An 18,953-nucleotide genomic window follows, 5' to 3' on the forward strand; every position below is an offset into this window, starting at 1 on the left:
CCCCATAGGGCATTGATCCTTTCCTCCGCCTGAAGTCGCAGCACGGCCTGACCGTTCGCCATTCGTGTGGATAACGGACCGGCGTAGGGCAGTGGCAAATTGATGGAATTGGCAGCAATGCAAGGAAATGCCTTAAGCCACAGCCAGCCCGGAAAGCCTCGGCAGAATGCCTGTGTCGAGCGCTACAATCGCACCGTCCGATATGAAATGCTTGAGGACGCGCCGGAGTTCGCCACGCAGTGGCTATGGACCTACAACAGCAAACGGCTCAATGTGGGCATAGGCGGCATAACGCCCGCACAGAAACTGAAATTGGCCTCGTGAACTCTACTGCGGAGTCCCGTTCAAAACCCGTGGATTGCCAACCAATGCAAAAAATGTCTGTAAACCAATGTCCGTGCTGTCCAGACGATCGCCTTAAGCGCTTGGAAGTCCGTGAATCTCAGGTGGTGGCTGAGAGATTCCAACAGCTGAACCGTAAAAAGTATGGTGGTTACATGAGCGGTTGGGAGGGGGAGCTTTCGCTTCAGTTGTTTCAATGCGCGGGCTGTGGACATGTTTGGCACGCGGAGCATCCAGATCAAGAATCGCTTTTCGGGATGTATGCACATGGTCGGCGGATGCGCGTGACCTCTGCGGACCGCCCGCCAACCAACCGAATGTGTCGTGAGATGCGGCAGTTCGCACGATTGGTCGGTGCAAGACATCTTGATCAAGGCCTTCTAGATTTTGGTTCTGGTGGAGGGCGTTGGTCTGTGGCTGCAGATCTTGCCGGGTTTCAGGTAACGGCTTACGAGCCCTCAGCTGCTCGGGTGCCGAGTCAATCAAGGATTAGGCAAATCACTGATCTCCGAGAGCTTGAGGGGGCTCAATTCTCTGCGGTAAACCTCGAACAGGTGCTGGAGCACGTGCCGGATCCAATGGGTTTGCTGCAGACGATCAAGTCTCTGATGCAGCCTGGCGGGGTGTTGCGCATATCTGTTCCAGACATATGCAAGCACCTGAACGGAACGTGGTTGGAAGACTATCCGTTTAATGGACGCGAGATGCATATCATGTCGCCATTCGAGCATCTCCATGGCTTTACTCGAAAATCACTGATTTCTTTGCTCGCCCGCTCTGGCTGGAGAATCGTTTCTGGCTTTGATCTGATTTCGGCGTCTCCTCTTCTCTTTTCACGCTATTTCCTCAGTTCTGCAGGGTTGCCAATTTCGAGAACACTGTTGTTTGTGGAACCTCAAGAATGCTGAGGTCGGATAACCGGGCCGGAGCTGAATTCGGGCCGCTTTCCGTCGCCTTTTGTCTGACCGCGTTGCTGCTTCTGCTTGTCATGACGGGCGGTCTCTTGGAATGGCTGGGGATACCCCAATCAGCCAGTCGATTTGCGGTGGAATGTCTTGCGCTTCTTCTGATTGCCTGTGGCGTAAGGCGTTGTGATCGTGCCTCGTTGGTAAGCGTGGCATGCGCGTCCATTCCACTTGTTTTGGCCTGGAGCATCGGAGGGGCAAATGCCTTGGCGAGTGGGGCTTCAGCGCTTCAAATTGCCTTGTTTTCAAGGGAGATCGGTACTCCAGTTCTGTTTATGGCGGCATTCCTTCTGGCTCCTCTTGGGACCAGCGAGCGCCATCACCTACTCAAGCTCCTGCTTTCTCTGACGCTGTTGCAGGTGGCGGTTTGTGTGGTCAAGTTATTCTGGATAGGGGCCAATGAGAAAGGCTGGATCGGCACGATGCACCAATCGGCTGGACAGCTTGGCTTGCTGACGCCGCTGCTTGCCCTCGGGTTTATATGGGCGGTCGCCCTGGTTCATCGCACCCCATGGAAAGTCTTTCTCGTTGCAACGTCCGTCGGATTGGTCGCTGTAGCTTCCGAGAAGCGAGCGCTTCTCGTCATGATGCCATTGGTGCCCATAGGGGTCCTTGTTTGCCACGCAATCTTTCATCGCTTTTTTTGCAAGAGTTATAAGAGGGTATCGGTCTCTCTTCTGGCAAACTATGCGGCTTCTGCATTCATGTCTTGCGTACTCTTGATAGCTCTGGCGCTTTCTTCAATTGATTCACTAAGATCGTCTGATTATTCTAAGCTCGGGGTTAATGGTGTTTTTGAATATATATACGTATATATGACGCGAGATTTTGATTCCGAGATGAACAGGTCGGATTTCTCTGTTGATGAGAACCTTAACATACAGATGGGGCGCCTGCGAATTATAGTCGTTGCTGTGGATATAGTTTCAGATAGTGACTTATACACAATGCTCCTGGGTGGTGGTGGAGGTCGCTTACTGGCGCATCCGAGACTGAATAACGGATCGGATGTCATGTATCGGGAAGTCGGGCTTCGCGGGCCATCAGGTCTGGCGATTCGCCACTTGTTCGAAATTGGCTTTCTCGGCGTTTTTCTCGTATTGGGGTGGATGGGGTGGATGGTGGTCCTCTTGGTCAACAGCGCGGGAAGCGGTGCAAACCAGGTCCTTGTGCTGGGGGCGCTCGGCTGTGTCGGTGTGCTGGCCTTCGATTATCTCATTTACTCAGAATCCGGCTGGTATTCTGGAGTGCTTCTTCCGCTAGTCACATTTCTTGTGGCTCAGGCCATCACGAGTAAGTCTTCTTCGCTCGTGGCATAAGGCAGTGTTTTAAGGTCAAGCCTCCTGAAGGCCGCCAGAGCACGATCACAGAAATGCTATTGAGGTTCTTTCATCGTCGATCGCATGATAATAGCAGCCAGGACTGATCTGCGGTCCCGATTTCTTCCGGGGGAGGGCTCAAGCGCCCACCGTCAGTTCGTTTCAAATATCCAGGAATTCCCGATTGCTGCACATACAAGAATCAACTTTTAGCGGGGTCTATAAGTTTTTGCGGGCCTGCCGCGACGATGGTGTCGACTACCGTCTTACCCCCAAAGCAGAGGCTACACCCTTCGCCAGGTGTTTCGCCATCTACATTTTGCACCTTCTGAGAGATGCTCAGCTGTCGGAACGAGCAATGCACTTCGGAGACGCAGTCGTCTCGGACGTTCGCGCAAAGCGTGGGGCTTTGAACGATGCGGCTGCGCTCAAGAGTAAGCCATACAGGCAACTGCTCACTTTCTCACTGAGCGCCCTTGCTGTGTTGCCGGGCAGGAGCCCGGCTGAACTGAATGACTTGGTCATAGAGCAACTCCCCCAAGATCTGGACCGTGAGCTCCATTTGCATGGATGCCTCAGAGGCGTTGCTGGCAGTGGAAACCAAGCGATGTTTCTAGCGATCTTTCTCCTGCACGCGAGGGACTTTGCCGGTCGGGATACAAGTCGCGATATCGAACTGTGGGTCAGTCGTCACCTGGCATCAATGAACAGCTACGGGTTCTGGGGGGGGCGAACGAAAATGACGCATCTTCAGTTCCAGAACGGCTATCATCAACATGAGATCTTGGAATACCTTGAGGTGGACAACCCGCATTCTACCAGATCGATAGATGCGGTTCTTTCGCTGGCTGATTCAGGCGGACACTTCGCACCCTATCCCGGTGGTGGAGGATGCTATGACTATGATGCAGTCTTCATGCTGACGCCTCACGGAGGAGGCGGAGGGATGCGGGCAAGTGAGCAGTTGCGGACGACGGCCAAGGCGATCATGGGCGAACAAAACTCGGATGGTGGGTTCGCCGAGACGCTGCAGGTGCGCCCAAGATCGATCGCGAATTTCTGGCGGTCGGTAAATCGCGTATATGGAGCGCTTGGCAACGTGCCATTGCTTGTCGAGCGACTGCGGTATGCCGTTGCCTTGCAGCGTCCCAAACATAGCCAGATCCACACTCACTGGAGCGAATACTCGCGGGAGTGGAGCGAATCTGATCTTTGGGATACCTGGTTCCGTCTGCTGGCGATTGCAAGAATCGATGTGTGTCTTGATCCGAAACGGGCGATCGATTGGGGCTTTATCGACTATCCAGGGATCGGGTTTCATCCCTCTCTGAGGGCGCAGCCATGAGATTCCATTACATCTCGCCTTCCACTTTGCCATCGCTGTCTGCCAATTCGGTGCATGTCGCATTGCAATGTGATGCGCTCGGTCGAGAAGGAGTTGACGTTGTGCTTTATGCGAAACGGTCGGTTCCGGAGCCGGCCGCCTTGGCGAGCGCAGTCGGTGAAGCTTACGGCGTCAAGAGTGCACGGCTGAAAATCGTGAGCTACCACAGTACTTCTACCAAGGGAGACAACTTGCGAATTGCTGCAATGGCTGTTTTCGGAGTCCTGATGGATCGGCGTCCCAAGCACGTTCTTTCCCGGAATCTATATGCCGCATTTTTGCTCGCTTGTCTGTTCCGCTTGCCTCTCGTTTTTGAGACGCATCAACTGGAGACGGGCCTTCGCAAATGGATGCAGAGGCTTGTGATGCGCTGCCGTCACGTCACGACAATCGTCATCTCCTCCAGGCTCGAACAGTATCTGACTGAGCACCATGGGGTGCCCCCTTGGAACTGCGTGGTAATGCATGATGCAGCCCCCGATGGCATTGAACCTGTTCCGAGTAGTTCCAGGCGAACTCAACTGATGCAGTTGGTTCCGCTTGCTGATCTGCGCTGGAGGCAGGTTTGCGGATACTTCGGGCATCTGTATCAGGGGCGAGGTATAGAGGTCGTCGAGGCAATGGCAGATGCGAGGCCTGATTGCCTATTTCTAGTCTATGGTGGAAATCCCGAGGAGGTCTCGGCCAAAAGACTGGCGAACACTTCCTCCAATCTCGTGTTCATGGGGCATGTTTACCATCCGGTGGCGCGACAGCTGATGTGTCTGATGGATGTTTTGCTTATGCCTTATCAGGAGAGTGTCTCAATTGGGGTTTCTGGGCATGATACAGCGCGCTGGATGTCCCCGATGAAGATGTTTGAATATATGGGCTCTGGTGTACCAATCATCTCTTCAGATCTTCCCGTCCTGCGTGAGGTTTTGTGCGATGGGCAAAATTGCCGGCTTGCCTTGCCGACGGATGTGTCGGGTTGGGTGACGGCGCTCGACCACTTGCATAGTGAGCCAGGACTTTCTGATCGGCTGGGGAGTGCGGCTCATGTGCAATACCGTGAAAGGCACACATGGAGCGCCAGGGCGAGGGGCATCCTGGTTGCTGCGCGGTGTCTTGCATGACATTCGACGTGTTTATTCTGGTCCCGTCGCCACATCCGACGGGCCCTGTGAAGGGGGCAATCGCGCTGGCGAATGCACTTGTTGCGGTGTGCAATGTCTCATTGGTCTATTTGAAAGAGGGGCCTGGAGCTGATGCCGAAGTGGATACCCGTATTGCGGTCATTTCCTTGGCCAAGACCGGAAGAACGTGGATCCGCAAGTTCCTGGCCTATCGAGCGCTCCTGAAAGCAAGTGGAGGGAGGTCCCGCACGTACTCAATTTCAATGTGCCTCTCGGCTGACATGGTGAACAGTCGGTGCAGGGATCTGGCAGTCATATGTGCAAGCGTGCGCGGTAATCTTCCGGAGAACTACCGTCACGAATACGGCGTTCAGGGCCTCGTCTTGTCTGTGGTGCATATGTGGCTATTGCGGTCATTCGATCATGTGGTCGCCATGACACAAGCCATGGCCGACCAACTGCAGAGGTTGGCCTTCTTGAAGCCGAAAGTCATCGGCAACTTTATCGACGAAATGGCGCTGGAGCCTTATCGAGGCGTACATTCGTCTAACGGCGGTCCGCGCTTGGTCTTTGTCGGTTCCTTAACTTCCCGGAAACAACCCCTTGTGCTCTTAAGCGCTTTTGCAAAGGTGCGTGAGTTTTACCCGAAAGCCACCCTCGACATCTTGGGAGAGGGGCCCCTCAGGCCCGAAGTCGAGGCGTTCATTGTCGCTGAAAATCTAAGCGACCATGTTCGGCTGCGTGGGCAAGTTGAGAACCCCTATCCTGTTCTCGCGTCCGCAGATCTATTCGTATTGCCTTCCAAATCCGAGGGGGTCTCAAGAGCGGCCATGGAGGCGCTTTTCCTGGGCGTGCCATGCGTTCTTCGAGATGTGGATGGCAATGGTGAATTGTTGGGGGTGGGCGGCCCGAGTGCTACATTTCGATCGGACGATGAGCTACCTGTTGTGATTTGCAGGCTATTGGACGATAGACAGGACCTTGTGGGGCGGCGGGGCCCACTTTTGCCCGCCACGTTTAGGCAGCAGACTTCTGCACGCCGATATCTGGACCTTATGGAAAACGCGAAATGACTGCTTCTGAAGATTACTTCAGCTACCTGAAGGGGCGTAGCCTGACGGGTTTGATTTATAGGAACTGGTGGCTTTACCCGCGGATCAGCCGCTATCTGCCAGGATCTGTTCTTGACGTTGGCTGTGGCATTGGTGACTTCCTGCGATTCAGGCGCGATGCAATCGGCGTCGACATAATTCCGGCAGCGGTTGACTGGTGCCGCACCCTTGGACTTGATGCCCGCTTGATGGAGGTGAACCAACTTCCGTTTGGCGATGCGACTTTCGATGGGGTTGTTTTGGACAATGTACTTGAACATGTCGCGGAACCTCACGCTCTGGTCGCCGAGGTGGTTCGGGTGCTCAAGCCGGCGGCAAGGGTAGTCGTGGGCGTCCCAGGACGAAAGGGCTATGCAAGTGATCCAGACCACAAGGTATTCTACGATGAAGCGAAGCTGGTGGGCTTGCTTCAGAATTATGGACTCAAGCAGAAGAAGCTTTTCCACATGCCTGTAGAGGCGAAATTTTTGGATCGATGCCTCTCGCAATACTGCTTGTACGGAGTTTTCGAGCGTGGGTAGTGCTGCAAGCGTCGGAGTTACTGTTTCGATCGTCAGTCACGGACAGGGTAAAATTGTAAGTGCTCTCTTGAGCGATCTTGCGCGTGTAAAGCCTGATGCCAAGGTCATTCTTACCTACAACGTCTCTGAATTGGAGGTTGATCTACCTGAGGTCTTCGCTGAAAATGCAAAGATTATCTGGAACGAGAATCCGAAAGGCTTCGGTGCTAATCACAATCAGGCTTTTCAATACTGTGATGAGCCCTATTTCGTTGTGGTAAATCCAGACATCCGGCTCAGTGATAGCCCGTTTGAGGATTTGGCGCGGCTTTTTTCCGATGATGAGAGTTGCGGTATCTGCGCGCCCAGCGTTGCTGATCCGACTGGAAGCATAGAAGACAGCGCCAGATATTTTCCGACGTTCGGTGGCCTCATCAAGAAAGTGCTGCTGGGAGAGCAGGGGCGTTACCCCGTCATCCAAGGTACCCCCACGACCGTTGATTGGGTAGGAGGTATGTTCCTGATGTTCCGCGCTGACAAGTTCCGTGCGGTTAACGGCTTCGATGAAGGCTACTTTTTATATTACGAAGATGTTGATATCTGCGCCCGATTCTGGCGACGCGGGTGGAAAGTGGTTTACGAACCCCGCGCCCGTGTCACTCACGACGCCCAAAGGGCGAGCCACAAAAGTATTCGCTATCTTCGGTGGCATGTGAGCAGTATGGCTCGATATCTCCTTAAGCATCGCTCCCCCATGAGATTTCTATTTGATTATTGATGCTTTGTGCTGTATTTAAGAAGATACTAATTAATCTTTTGCAGCGCATATTTGTTTGGTTTCCAGCCTAGTTTTTCTGTCGTATCTCCGATGTCTGCTTCAAGATTTCCAATGATTTTCTCCAGGGCAGCGTTATTCTCGAACAGTCTGCTTTTCAAAATTGAAGACGCCAGTTTGCATAGCCACCTTGGCGCCTTCGTCCAGCCAAGTTCTTGAAGAATTTGCTCAGTGGAAACGCTGTTTCCGTCGGCTGCGAGGAAAACTTGATTGGCTGCGTTTGGATGCTCACTTGCGATCAAAAGCAAGTCGCAGAGATTGCTGACATGCAGCAAGGATCGCCTATTTTGGATCAGCCCCAGTGGTGACGGTAAACCTAGTTTTCCCAACTTTGCCAGGGTCGCAATATTACCCTTTACGCCCGGGCCATATACCAGCGTTGGGCGTATAATGACTATTTCCAAGCCTGTGTCTCTGGCGAGTTCCAGCAGGGCTTTTTCAGCTTCCATTTTTGAAATTGCATAAGGCCCCTCAGGGTTAGGGGAGGCGTCTGCCTTGAAAGGGCAGCCCAACTCTGTCCTCTCACCATTGACCTTTATTGTACTTACAAACACAAATCGCCGGACCCCGCAGCGGGCAGCGGAACGGGCAAGATGGAGAGATGCCTCTACGTTGGATTGGCGAAATTCCCTTAAGGGCTCACTCGACCGGTCATTCATCACGTGTACACGAGCGGCGAGGTGAACGATTACCTCCACCCCGTCAAGAAGCGGGTCCCAGTTCATCTCGGTGGTATATGTCGGGATCCGGACCAGCCCTTCCCTATATGTTTGGGATACGCCAATGCATGGATGCGCCCTGCGATGCAGTTCTTCCATCAGGCACGTCCCTACGAAGCCCGAAGCGCCCGTCACCAGAGTGAATGTCATTCCTCAGCATCATCCCGTTGCGAACTGAGTGGGTCTGTCTGCGCCACGTCACCTTCTTCCTGGATTAACGAGAAAAGAATGGCTCTTGCCTCACCGCTGTCCTCGCGATCGACGGCGAGCTGGAGAGCCGCAAGCGCACCACCCAGATCCTGATGGCCGATCGTTGAAGCGTCTGCCCGCATGATCTTCGGGTGTGCCGTGGGTGTGGCGTGGTCACGGTTGTAGAAAAGTTCTTCGAACGGCTTCTCGCCTGGCCGCTTGCCGATCACCTGAATTGCGATTCCATTTTCCGCATTATCCTCACCCCTGATCTTAAATCCGGCGAGGCGGATCATGTTTTCAGCAAGGTCTCCGATACGGACGGGGTTTCCCATGTCGAGAAGAAATACATCGCCACCCTCGGAAAGGGCGCCAGCTTGGACAATGAGTTCTGCGGCTTCGGGGATCGACATGAAGTACCGTGTCATGTCTGGATCCGTTACAGTCACAGGGCCTCCCTTGGCGATTTGCTGCTTAAACAGGGGAACCACGGAACCATTGGACCCGATCACATTGCCAAATCTAACTGCGCAGAATGTCTGCTTGCTCCCGCTCTGCAATGCCTGAGCCGCCCGCTGGCGCACGATCAACTCGGCCCAGCGTTTTGTCGCTCCCATCACGTTGGCCGGCCGCACGGCTTTGTCGGAGGAGATAAGGACGAAACTCGACACATTCTCTGCCGTCGCAGCCTGGGCGAGGGTAAGTGTGCCAAACACGTTGTTACGAATACCCTCAAGGACATTTGCCTCTAAGAGCGGAACGTGTTTGTGGGCCGCGGCGTGATAGAGCACTTCGATCCTGTTTTGCCGGATCGTCCTTCGGACCAGCCGTTCATCGGTAACGGAACCGAGGATCGGCACTATTTCTGGTCCGCCTTTGTTCGTCAGTTCCTGCTCGATCTTGTAGAGAGCATATTCGCTTGCTTCAAAAAGGATAAGTTTGGCTGGTTTCCAAGTTGCGATCAGGCGACAGAGCTCCGACCCGATTGATCCACCGGCTCCGGTCACCATGACGGTCTTTCCGCTGAGCGCGCGCGCCAGCAGACCCTTGTCAGGCGGCACGAACGAGCGTCCGAGCAACTCATCAATCTCGATTTCCCGAATCTGATTGACGATGTATCTGCCATCGACGATGTCAGAAATGTCCGGAACGCTGCGCACCTTTATTCCCAATCCTGCCACGCGGGCGATTACCGCTTGACGCGCTTCTGGTGGGATGGATGACATCGAAAGCACGATCTCGCGAATTCCGTATTGATCAACGAGTCGTGGCAAGTCGAGAGGCGAAAAAACACGGTATCCGCCGATGTCACGGCCATGGTTAACCGGATCGTCGTCAATCAATCCCATCACATACCTGTTCCCGTGGCCACGCAAAGCGCTTGCCAGTTGGGCGGCGGTTGCTCCTGCTCCATAGATAAACGTCGGTTCTTCGTCGCGCCTAAGGCCTGTGCCCGCACTTAGCACCCACTTTGCCGCGAACCTGGAACTACCGATCATGAGCGTCCCAAGCACGAAGTAGAGCACCGGGACCGAACGCGGTACGATGCCTTGACCTGACATTTCGGTGAGGAAGACGATAATGACCCAGCACATCGTTGCGATCATCATCGCTCGGAAGATTGTCCAGATCGCGGCTTCCGGCAGGTAGCGAATTACGGATCTGTAAAGTCCCAAGCGAATGAAGACTGGAATGGCGACCGCAATCGCCATGAAGGCTAAGATTAATCGTTCTGGCGTGATTGCGGGAGACCAGTTGGAAAGGCGCAGTGCATACGCGGCCCAGATCGCGCTGAGCAGCAAAGCACAGTCAATCAGGATCATGACGAGCCGCTTCAAACGCCTTGGAGTGCGAATGATCCGATCGCGAAGTCGGCGAACGAGGGGGTGCCGAACGAGTTCTGAATCTGTCATTGGTTCTCGCCCGTATTCCCTATTTGGTTGTGCGGTTCAATGGGATACGCCCTTCGCGCTGGCGACTTTGAGCGCCGTCAGGATCAATATCCGCAAATCGAACATGAAACCCCGGCGCAGCAGATACTCGGCGTCATAGGCAACTTTCAAGGGAATCTCCAGTTCATCCCGCCCATTGATCTGGGCCCAGCCGGTCAAGCCAGGGGGAAGAGTGTGCACGCCTGCAGTTGTCCGTGCTTCGATGAGGTCGTCTTGGTTGAACAGGGCAGGGCGGGGCCCCACCAGGCTCATCTGCCCCTTCAATATACACCAGAGCTGAGGCAGCTCATCGAGGCTGCTTTTTCTCAAGAAGCCTCCGATCGGGGTCAAATGCCGGGAAGGGTCGCTCAACAGATGTGTGGCGACAACAGGCGTGTCAGCCCGCATGGTGCGGAACTTCGGCATAAGAAAGATGCGGTTGTCTTTCCCGACACGTTTGGACCAGTAAAGCACTGGACCCGGCGAGCTGGCCCGCACGGCAATCGCCACGATTGCCATCGGGATCGCGAAGACCAGTGCAGCGCAAGCTGACATGAGCACATCGAAGAGGCGCTTCAGAACCATATTGCGAAACTTCTCCAATACATTCGCTAGTGCTTCATAGAGCAGTTCATAACGTGTCGCCAGTCTCTTGAGGATGCGGCCGTAGGAACGTCGCCCGATCAGCGCCATCGGTCGAAACGAGAGAGCAATGGAAGTGAAATTCCGTGTCTCTCCGGCCAAAATCAGAAAAGCTGTAAAGACGACAGGTGGCAGGGCCGCAAGTCCCGGGAATGGAATAGCCGGATCATAAAGCCATACGAGCGCCATCAGCGAGAAAAGAGCGCTCGCACCCGCCACATTGAAGGCCTTCCTGTGGCTCTCCACGAATGCTCTCCGTTCGGGCCAGAGGGCAAGTGCGACACCCGTGAGAAGTTCCCAGGCACGATAGGGGAGCAGGTAGAAAGCCGCGTCTGGGCGTCCCGGGAGTGTGATGGCGCTGGCGACGAGACTGATGACCCCCAGGCAGATGACTGTAGGGAGCAGCCACTTCTTCAGCGCCGAGACAAAAAAGAGCGCCGCGACGGCAAGGTAGAATTGTTCTTCGATGGCGAGAGACCAGACATGCAACCGCGGCTTGGTCAGGTGTCCCGTATCGAAGTACCCGAGCGTGTCATGGAAGTGATGGTTGGCGAGAAGGGTAACGCTGCCTCGGACGCTACGAAGAAAGGTCTCGTAGTCGGGCGGCATGAAAAGTGACCATGCCGCCAACCAGCTCAGTGCAACGACGGTCATGAAAGCGCCCGCCAATCGCCTCGCGCGTCTCTCGAAGAAGTCTAGGGCGGTGAACGGACCAGCCTGCTGCCGGCGCATCACCGAGGACGCGATCAGAAAACCCGAGACTACGAAGAAGATGTCGACGCCGATGAAGCCGCCGGCGAAACCAGGAACGCCAGCATGGAACGCGACGACTGCCATCGCAGCAATCGCACGAATGCCGTCTATGTCATCACGGCTCGCTGCTTTCTTGCATATCGACGCGATCGCGCTATTGGGGCGCTGATCCACTAGCAATGTCGCCGACATTCGGTGCCTCGGTTTCGCGGTCATGACTCCGAAACCAGATACAATGGCTGGAGCAACATTGAAGTTTGTAGGTCGTCACATTCGTTGCTCCTACGGTATCCTTTTCTCACATTCGATAATCTTGGCACCCACTACGTGATACTGAGCAAAATGGCGTAACGCTCGTATTCTGACGGCTACCGTTTCGCTTATGCTTAGCGATAAGGGGACCGCATTAGTCAAAACGACTTGTTTTTCGGCTTGACACGGATAGGTGGTAAATTGGAAGAAGTTGGGAGCAATGCTCAATTGCGTCCTTTGGGGGTGCATGGATTGCATTGCATTCTTGCGTTCGGGCTGGCGGGGTAAATCGTTGTTTCTCAATTCTTTGAAGCATAATATTTCAGTATTCTGGGGAGACTGGCGAGGAAAGCTGATAGTTTGTAGCGTCCTTGGGATATGCCTTTTAACAGTATTGTCGTCTATATTTTTTCCGAAGCTCGGAGACGTAAGTACGTTCTGGGGTGCGTTCTATGCGTCTTGGGTGGCTGGGCTTGTTATGTTCGTCGCCACCGGCCTAATTATAGCGGCTGTAACCATTCCCTGACCCGAGCAGGACCTGATTAATACGCGCATCCACAACCTTTTGCAGCGTCAGCAGGGGCCCCATATCGACTACATTTCTAAAAAGTTGGTCGGCCTTCTTGAGCCTTACATGGAGCGGGTAGAAAGAACACTGCACGTTGTTAAATACGACAGTGCTCACAAGATGTTTTTGGTCAACCAAGATACCGAGATTGTTTATAAATCCTATCTCTCGGACGCTGATGTGACCTTTCCGTCTCGAGTAGGGTATACAAATGCACCACTGCCGCCACCTGGGGGAGACGACTGTTGCCTTGCATATCTACGCATTGATGGAAAGGACTTCGGGGGACGCGAAACGTTTACTTCCAAGATCGTTCGTCCATTTCAAATCACGATCAAGTCGCATTCAGAATGCGTAGTGAGGCATCGAATGGTCTTTTGGGTGGCCGTCAACGAGCCGAATAGGCAGCTTGCAATTCGGTTTACACGAAAGATGACTGTCATGATCAACAATCAGCTTGGCACCCACAAAATCAAAGTGACCCATCATGGAGGCAGTGGGCAAAACGGCGTGATCGAAGGTGGTGAGACGTCAATAGTTGTTAACAAGCTGGATGTCCATCCCGGCAAAAGCAACACGGATTTTGCATTTCATTTCACCTTGGATATTGAAAATTAACGTGTAACAACATATTACTGGAGGAACTGAAGGAGAATCTAATGAGATTTGGTGACGATATCGGAGCGTAAGGCTCATTGTGTTTATGCGGTGCCAACTCTGAACCGCAGTACGCCTTCTAGGTTGTCGGGTTGGTTATAAGTTGGCGTTCAGCTTAGTAGGTGCTGTTCTCTCGGCCACCTTTGGAGCCCTTCCCGTGGGTTTTTGCCCATCAGAGTGCGGCTCATGTTGTAACCATTTTTCTTTGATGTGGTTCGAGATATAAAAGGCAGGGTTTTCCCTGCCTTTGTGCTGGCCCGCAGGCCAGAATATGCGTTCGCCCCGCATCCGGAGCGTTGCTGATCCGCAGACCAGAACCAAGAATTACCGGGTACCGCGAAGTAGGTCAACCGGCCTGCCTATTTCCCGGCCGGGTCATCAGTTCGAGGATTTCGTCCTCAAGAGAGGCCAGGCGGAGTTCGTGATCCTGTGCCGCCTTCGCCATAGCGTCCACGTATTCATTCCGGATGCGGCGCTCGATCATATTGCGCAGCGGAACAATGGCGCTCGCTACCCCTTCGAGAACCTGCTCGAAGTCTTCCTGCGAGACCCTGGGGACCCATGTACACTTTCCACGCTCCAGGTACTTTTCCAACCTGCAGATACTCGCCGTCATGACCATGTCGCAGATCGCCCAGACCGGGCGCTCTTTTTCAGGCCCCGGATTTTCCGAAAGCTGGCGCAGGTACGGGGGCAGGGGCTGGCCGGTTGCGAGAACCATGGGAGGTACGCTGCTCAACGGCACGAATACCACGGTACCCTGGTTGGCTGACATGGAGACGGGAGGACGAAGGATCACGCCCGGGTGGTAGCCCGTGAACTCGGGTTTGCGGGAACCGGGAGCCGCGGCGATCCAATAAACTTCCCTAGCGGCCGGCTTACGCGTGATGGTCAGCGTATTGCAATCCCAGTGATCGAGAGCGCCCCGCATCCTGGGTTCGTTAGCGGCGTCCGCAGAAGCTGACCGCGCGGGCATGACGATGGTTTTCCTATGCTTCATACGCTCTACTCCTCACACATGGAAATCGTATCAGACTGATGCTGGCGCTCGGGGAGCTGGTTGCCATCGAGCGCGATCCGAACACCGCGAAACCCGGTTCGCCCGTCCACGTCCCTGACTGCGATCTCGCCTCTCAGGATAGCCACCGCCACATCGCCAACGGGGCGGTTCTCAGCACGGCAGTAGGCGCGGAACTTCCGCGACGCTCCTGTCGACACTCGTGGGATCAGTGCGATCAAACGGAGGATTTCGTCGACCTGTCGGCGCAGGAACCGAAAGCCGCGGTCGCCATCGCAGGAGGCGCGTGAAACGGGAATGAGATAGCCGGCGGCCGAGAGCGGCGAGATTTCCCAGCTCCGGATACCGAGCAGGTCTCCGACCTTTTCCCTCGAGAGGAGTGCCCCAAACTCGCGCTTGATCTCGGCGATCTGGGAACTGTCGAAGGACATTCGTCGCTTGCCGTCTTTGGCTTTTCCGGCAGAACCAAGTGCGCTGATCAGGCTAGAGAGGCCGCGACGGTCCACTCCAATCTCGGCAGCCAGTTCGGTGAGGCTCACCATTCCATCGTCGTCGGCTTGGGACGCATGGCCGCCTGTCAATACAGTGGCGTGCGCCTTCCGGAAGGCAGAGAGGAGCATCCTCTTCGCAGAAACATCCAACAGAGAGCGAGCCTGGTCGTACGCCCATCCGAAAACGACCGAATAGGAACGATCGATTTCCGCACGGAGGAGGTTGCGTTCCATCCAGCGAGCAATCGCACCGACCAGATGTGCGCGATCACTGGCCAAGGCCCGATAGCCTGCATCGACCGTGCGCGAGGCCAGTTGGGGAATGCTATCCGTTTTGGAGTTGGACACGAGACGGCCGACCAGATGGCAAAGGTCGATCACGACCGTCGCGTCGAGGCCGTCAAGCAATGGTGCTTTCCAAGCGTCTTCGTAGTCCATGCGCATAAGGAGGTAAGCCGCCAGCGTGCCGCGACGTAGGACGTTGGGACGACGCGGCCCTGCCAGGGCGTTTCCGCTTTTTGTCACGTCGAACCTCGGCCACCACCAGCCGACCGGGCGATTGTCGATATCGCGGTCCACCAGTTCCAGGTCGTGGTAGGGGCAGCGGCGCACAGCCAGGATGTCCCACCAGCTTCGATGGTAGGGCTTCTCGGCCAGACAGGCGGGACACCAGCGCCGTCTTCTAAAAGAAAGGTCGCGCCTTGCAAAACGTTGCCCACCGAGCCAGTACGATCCATCCCTTTCGACGGGAGTGGCGTGGGCTAGACGACGTCTGCGGTCGTCGGAGATGGGGAGGTCGCATACGACCTCGAGCAGGGACGAAGGGACGATGTTGCGACCGTTGACCTCAATCCATTTCGAGTAGACCCGCATGCTGTCGTGTCCCTCGTCATCCACGAGGCGAGCGAAGTAGCCGAGCGCACCCTCGGTGTTTCCGGGTTCGACCGACCAGTTGCTGAACGGCATCGTCAGGCGATCAAGCATGGCGGTCACCTCCGCGGCCGAAGGGGACGTAATCCGCATCCAGTGAAAGCCGCTCCGCGGCGGCGCGCCGAAGATGTTGTAGAGTGATACGGGGACTATCGTCGTTGATGGCGAAGAACGCGGCAGCCGTGATCACGTTCATCGGCCAGCCGATCGTGCCGCGGCAGATGTGGAAGAAGTCGGCGACGTACTCGTTTTCGCCAAGTCCCGACAGTTCGCGAAACGGCAGAAGGCGATCGACGCCGTGGAGGAAGTACTGAAGCCGCTGACGGTCCTCTACGCTGTTCTGGTCGTACTTGCGCATGCGGAAGCGGGGAAGGCCGCCGCGTCCCTCGATTTCCGGAATCTCCATCATCGCCTTCTCGATCGAGGGATGTCCCGAGAGCAGGATGTTACAGAAACGCCGATCGGCGACGTACTTGACTAGGGACATGGCGACCGTCCTGCGCTGACCGCGGTCGTGTAGGATCGCGTGCGCGTCGTCGATAACGAGAAGCTTGACGCCCATCTTCATGAGCCTCGTCGTCGCCATCTTGTTGATGGTCGCCGCGGAAAGGTTGGGGATCGCCGCCGCGGCCGTTGCGTCGTAGATTTCCCGTCCCAGCGACATCGAATTCCAGTCGCGGCGGGCCTCCACATAAAGTACGGGATACTCCCAACCCGTCTCCGTCTGAACCGGAGGACGCTTGCTGGCGAAGTACTGCAGAACGAAGGACTTGCCGCTGCGGTAGTCACCCAACAGCGTTCCGACTTGGCCGACATCGGGAGTGCCGCCCTCCACGGGCATGTGGAACCGTTTGATGTCCTTGAGCCGCGCGAGAAAGTCGTCGCTTCGGAAAAGGACATCTCGTACCATCGCCTGGCGCTCGGCAGGCGGGCGGGTGGCCGCCTCCGCCCGCTGTTCGGGGGTCACGATCGGGTTAACGTTGAACTGCGGAAAAACCCTCATTCGTCTTCTCCTTCGCTATGGAACTTGTCGAAAAGATCGGCCGCGGACGTGCCGGCCTCGGTGTCAGTCAGTCCATCGAGCGGCGGCGGATCGACTTGGGTGCGCCTCTTGCGGGGTTCGATTTCGCCTGTGCGGTCTTCGAAAGGGTCACTGGACAATGGGACGGCGTGACCCTTGTCATCGACCTCTGGGCCTGGCGCGAAGATTTCGTCGGGCGTGCTGCCGCGGCGTGATTGCGCGTCGATAGGTGACCTGTTTGCCGGGGCGGGTTCGAACGGCTCATCGATGCGCATGCGTTCGGCACTGGCAGTGGCGCTGGGGACCGGATCGACGATGCGACTGCGCGCGAACTTGCGCTTGAGGCCCGCGAAGAAGCGTTCGAAGCTGTACTTGACGCGCATCGCCTTTCGGCGCTCGTTGAGTTCCTTCAATTCTTCGGTCATGGTGCCGCGCAGGGAGAGAAGGTCCGTGACGGAGGATGCATCCTCCTTGAGGCGGTCACGGTAGACCTGTTGAATGGCGCGGTGGCGCGACAGCGTCATACCCGTTGCGTATGCCGCGTCCGAGCCGCAGATCGGCACTTCGATGAAGGTCGGCGGGTTGACGTGGTGGTTGACGAGCCAGATGCGCGAGAGATCATTCGGATCGCGGACGCACTTGTAGCGGGTTGTTTCCGATCGGTCCGCCGCGGAGCGGTGCTTGGGGTCGGCCGTGAAGACTGCCAAAGCCGGATCGGCGTAGCGCAGGCAGTCCCAGAGGATGCCATCGTTCTGGATCGTCCTGTGTGTGAAATCGCCTGCGAGACGAGCAAAGATGAGCGGATCGACGGGACGGCGTGCCGGAGCCTGCTTGATCGTGGCGGCCCACTTGTCGTTCGGGATCGCTTTCATCGAGCGGAGAACGCCGATGCCCTTGACGGGACGCGTGTGATACTTCGTCGCGAAATAGGTAAGGAGCCAGGCATTCAGCTCAGAGAGTGTCAGAACCGGCAGTCCCGCGTTCTTGGCGTCGTCATATAGCTTTCGGCGCTGAGGATTGGAAAATGTCGAGCCAGGCGCGATGTGGAGCACGTCCTGATTGATGACCCCGAAGGTCCGCTCGACCCCGCCTTTTTCCCATCCATGGGAGCCTCGGTATTCGACGATCCGGAAACCAAGCTGGGCGGCCGCCGAACGCATGTTCTCCGAGATGTTTTCCATCGCGAGATCGACGCCCACTTGCGCGGGCAATCCATATGGAAGGTAGACGATACCTGGAAAGGCAGACATGTCCTTGGGGTAGATCGCGTGCTTGAGCGCGGCGAGCGTGCCGATGTAGCTCGGCCCCTCGAAGCCCACGACTGCGGCCGTGCAACGGTCACGGAAGACACATAGCCACGGACGCTCCCAGAACACAGGGTACACGTCGTCGATGGCCGTCACATCAGCCCGCGTCCAGTCGATGTCCACGGTGTCGAGCGCGCAGTCCGGCAGGACCTGTCGGATGTAGATATTGAACTTCTTCTGGGCAGCGTCGGGGCCGTATGGTCAATCAGGCAGCCATTTCATCCTTCCGAGCGATGATTTTATCAGGGGAGACGTGCCGTCCGTTGTACTCGATGACAACATTGGGATACTGAAGGACATAGGCGGCGAACACGGCGCTAAACTGCTGAAACGCTTCGTCTCCGACAAGCCAGTCGAAGGTGTCCTTTAGACGGCTCAACTCAACGGTGGTGCCAGTCTGCTCGCCTTCGACGTCTACTGGGTCACTAACCATGCAGCTGCCCAGAGCTGCAGCTTCGATGATGGCCGTGACGCTTTGCAGCTTGCCGTTTTGGAAGAAGCGTGTGTCCCATCTAGACACGCCGGCTAGAGAGTAGAAACGAAGTCTGCCGCGTCCTTCCTTGCCGTGCATTGCGCGACCGTACTTGGGCGTGCGCTCCACGTGTTTCTTCCACGACTCGCCTAGTTGACTGTATTCTTGATTGAGAGCTGTTGGCCGGATTCCCGAGCCGTTGTCGATCACTCTGATCGCTTGAAGGCCGCCCAAAGCGTTTTCATCAAATTCTACAGATACGTTGAGGGCATCGCCATCTAGCGCATTCCAAACGAATTCCGAGATACCACGCAGCGGATCGTGAGTCTTTGCAACCTTTTCGAGATGATCCTGCCCAGGAAGTAGGCTCAGCGTAGCCATCGATTGCCCCCACGAAATTCAAGACATGGGTGTCGCATCCTATTGGTCGA

At 55.8% G+C, this 18,953-nt stretch carries 16 protein-coding genes and 2 pseudogenes; 9 read left to right on the forward strand and 9 right to left on the reverse strand.

Features of this window, described 5'->3' with window-relative positions; genetic code table 11:
- Positions 1 to 51 precede the first annotated feature (51 nt).
- From J2045_RS21425 to J2045_RS21460, 8 genes and pseudogenes are all read left to right on the forward strand, one after another.
- A pseudogene (locus J2045_RS21425) lies at positions 52 to 324 on the forward strand (integrase core domain-containing protein); the annotation flags it as partial.
- A gap of 44 nt (positions 325 to 368) precedes the next feature.
- A complete protein-coding gene (locus tag J2045_RS21430) occupies positions 369 to 1,250 on the forward strand; it encodes a class I SAM-dependent methyltransferase (RefSeq protein WP_307376970.1) in 882 nt (293 codons plus the stop codon).
- Positions 1,244 to 2,626, forward strand: a complete 1,383-nt coding sequence (locus tag J2045_RS21435) for a hypothetical protein (protein WP_307376973.1) — start codon at positions 1,244 to 1,246, stop codon at positions 2,624 to 2,626. Before J2045_RS21430 ends, J2045_RS21435 begins: the two co-directional genes overlap by 7 nt.
- A 607-nt stretch (positions 2,627 to 3,233) precedes the next feature.
- On the forward strand, positions 3,234 to 3,971 hold the full coding sequence (locus tag J2045_RS21440; protein ID WP_307376975.1) for a hypothetical protein: 738 nt from the start codon (positions 3,234 to 3,236) through the stop codon (positions 3,969 to 3,971).
- Positions 3,968 to 5,125: a glycosyltransferase family 4 protein gene (locus J2045_RS21445; RefSeq protein ID WP_307376980.1), complete on the forward strand. Its 1,158-nt coding sequence runs from the start codon at positions 3,968 to 3,970 to the stop codon at positions 5,123 to 5,125. Before J2045_RS21440 ends, J2045_RS21445 begins: the two co-directional genes overlap by 4 nt.
- A complete protein-coding gene (locus J2045_RS21450) occupies positions 5,122 to 6,198 on the forward strand; it encodes a glycosyltransferase (protein ID WP_307376982.1) in 1,077 nt (358 codons plus the stop codon). Before J2045_RS21445 ends, J2045_RS21450 begins: the two co-directional genes overlap by 4 nt.
- A complete protein-coding gene (locus tag J2045_RS21455) occupies positions 6,195 to 6,758 on the forward strand; it encodes a class I SAM-dependent methyltransferase (RefSeq protein ID WP_307376984.1) in 564 nt (187 codons plus the stop codon). The genes J2045_RS21450 and J2045_RS21455 overlap by 4 nt, the downstream gene beginning before the upstream one ends.
- Positions 6,751 to 7,515: a glycosyltransferase gene (locus J2045_RS21460; RefSeq protein ID WP_307376986.1), complete on the forward strand. Its 765-nt coding sequence runs from the start codon at positions 6,751 to 6,753 to the stop codon at positions 7,513 to 7,515. The genes J2045_RS21455 and J2045_RS21460 overlap by 8 nt, the downstream gene beginning before the upstream one ends.
- Before the next feature lie 26 nt (positions 7,516 to 7,541).
- Here J2045_RS21460 and J2045_RS21465 read toward each other — a convergent pair whose 3' ends face one another.
- The 4 genes and pseudogenes from J2045_RS21465 to J2045_RS21480 form a co-directional block, all read right to left on the reverse strand.
- On the reverse strand, positions 7,542 to 8,441 hold the full coding sequence (locus J2045_RS21465; RefSeq protein ID WP_307376989.1) for an NAD-dependent epimerase/dehydratase family protein: 900 nt from the start codon (positions 8,439 to 8,441) through the stop codon (positions 7,542 to 7,544).
- The gene (locus tag J2045_RS21470) at positions 8,438 to 10,303 is read right to left on the reverse strand and encodes a polysaccharide biosynthesis protein (RefSeq protein ID WP_307376992.1); all 1,866 of its coding nucleotides are present in this window, start codon (positions 10,301 to 10,303) and stop codon (positions 8,438 to 8,440) included. The genes J2045_RS21465 and J2045_RS21470 overlap by 4 nt, the downstream gene beginning before the upstream one ends.
- A gap of 126 nt (positions 10,304 to 10,429) precedes the next feature.
- Positions 10,430 to 10,996 (reverse strand): sugar transferase, encoded by a 567-nt coding sequence (locus J2045_RS21475; RefSeq protein ID WP_307377034.1) that lies wholly within the window; start codon positions 10,994 to 10,996, stop codon positions 10,430 to 10,432.
- A gap of 90 nt (positions 10,997 to 11,086) precedes the next feature.
- Positions 11,087 to 12,022 (reverse strand): annotated as a pseudogene (locus J2045_RS21480) (acyltransferase family protein); the annotation flags it as partial.
- A 670-nt stretch (positions 12,023 to 12,692) separates the two neighbouring features.
- On the opposite strand from J2045_RS21480, the gene J2045_RS21485 reads away from it, so the two are divergent.
- The gene (locus J2045_RS21485) at positions 12,693 to 13,244 is read left to right on the forward strand and encodes a hypothetical protein (RefSeq protein ID WP_307376996.1); all 552 of its coding nucleotides are present in this window, start codon (positions 12,693 to 12,695) and stop codon (positions 13,242 to 13,244) included.
- A gap of 385 nt (positions 13,245 to 13,629) precedes the next feature.
- On the opposite strand, the gene J2045_RS21490 is transcribed toward J2045_RS21485, so the two are convergent.
- From J2045_RS21490 to J2045_RS21510, 5 genes are all read right to left on the reverse strand, one after another.
- Positions 13,630 to 14,283 (reverse strand): type II toxin-antitoxin system PemK/MazF family toxin, encoded by a 654-nt coding sequence (locus tag J2045_RS21490; RefSeq protein ID WP_307376997.1) that lies wholly within the window; start codon positions 14,281 to 14,283, stop codon positions 13,630 to 13,632.
- Between the two features lie 5 nt (positions 14,284 to 14,288).
- Positions 14,289 to 15,776: a TniQ family protein gene (locus tag J2045_RS21495; RefSeq protein ID WP_307376999.1), complete on the reverse strand. Its 1,488-nt coding sequence runs from the start codon at positions 15,774 to 15,776 to the stop codon at positions 14,289 to 14,291.
- Complete coding sequence (locus tag J2045_RS21500; RefSeq protein WP_307377001.1) at positions 15,769 to 16,725, reverse strand: TniB family NTP-binding protein; 957 nt, start codon at positions 16,723 to 16,725, stop codon at positions 15,769 to 15,771. The genes J2045_RS21495 and J2045_RS21500 overlap by 8 nt, the downstream gene beginning before the upstream one ends.
- Positions 16,722 to 18,173 carry a TnsB C-terminal domain-containing protein gene (locus J2045_RS21505; RefSeq protein ID WP_307377003.1) on the reverse strand — a complete coding sequence of 484 codons (1,452 nt, stop codon included), beginning with the start codon at positions 18,171 to 18,173 and terminating at the stop codon, positions 16,722 to 16,724. Before J2045_RS21505 ends, J2045_RS21500 begins: the two co-directional genes overlap by 4 nt.
- Before the next feature lie 82 nt (positions 18,174 to 18,255).
- The gene (locus J2045_RS21510; RefSeq protein WP_307377005.1) at positions 18,256 to 18,903 is read right to left on the reverse strand and encodes an ATP-binding protein; all 648 of its coding nucleotides are present in this window, start codon (positions 18,901 to 18,903) and stop codon (positions 18,256 to 18,258) included.
- Between the last annotated feature and the right edge of the window lie 50 nt (positions 18,904 to 18,953).

The sequence above is a fragment of the Peteryoungia aggregata LMG 23059 genome, from assembly GCF_030814435.1.
GTDB classification, from domain to species: domain Bacteria; phylum Pseudomonadota; class Alphaproteobacteria; order Rhizobiales; family Rhizobiaceae; genus Allorhizobium; species Allorhizobium aggregatum.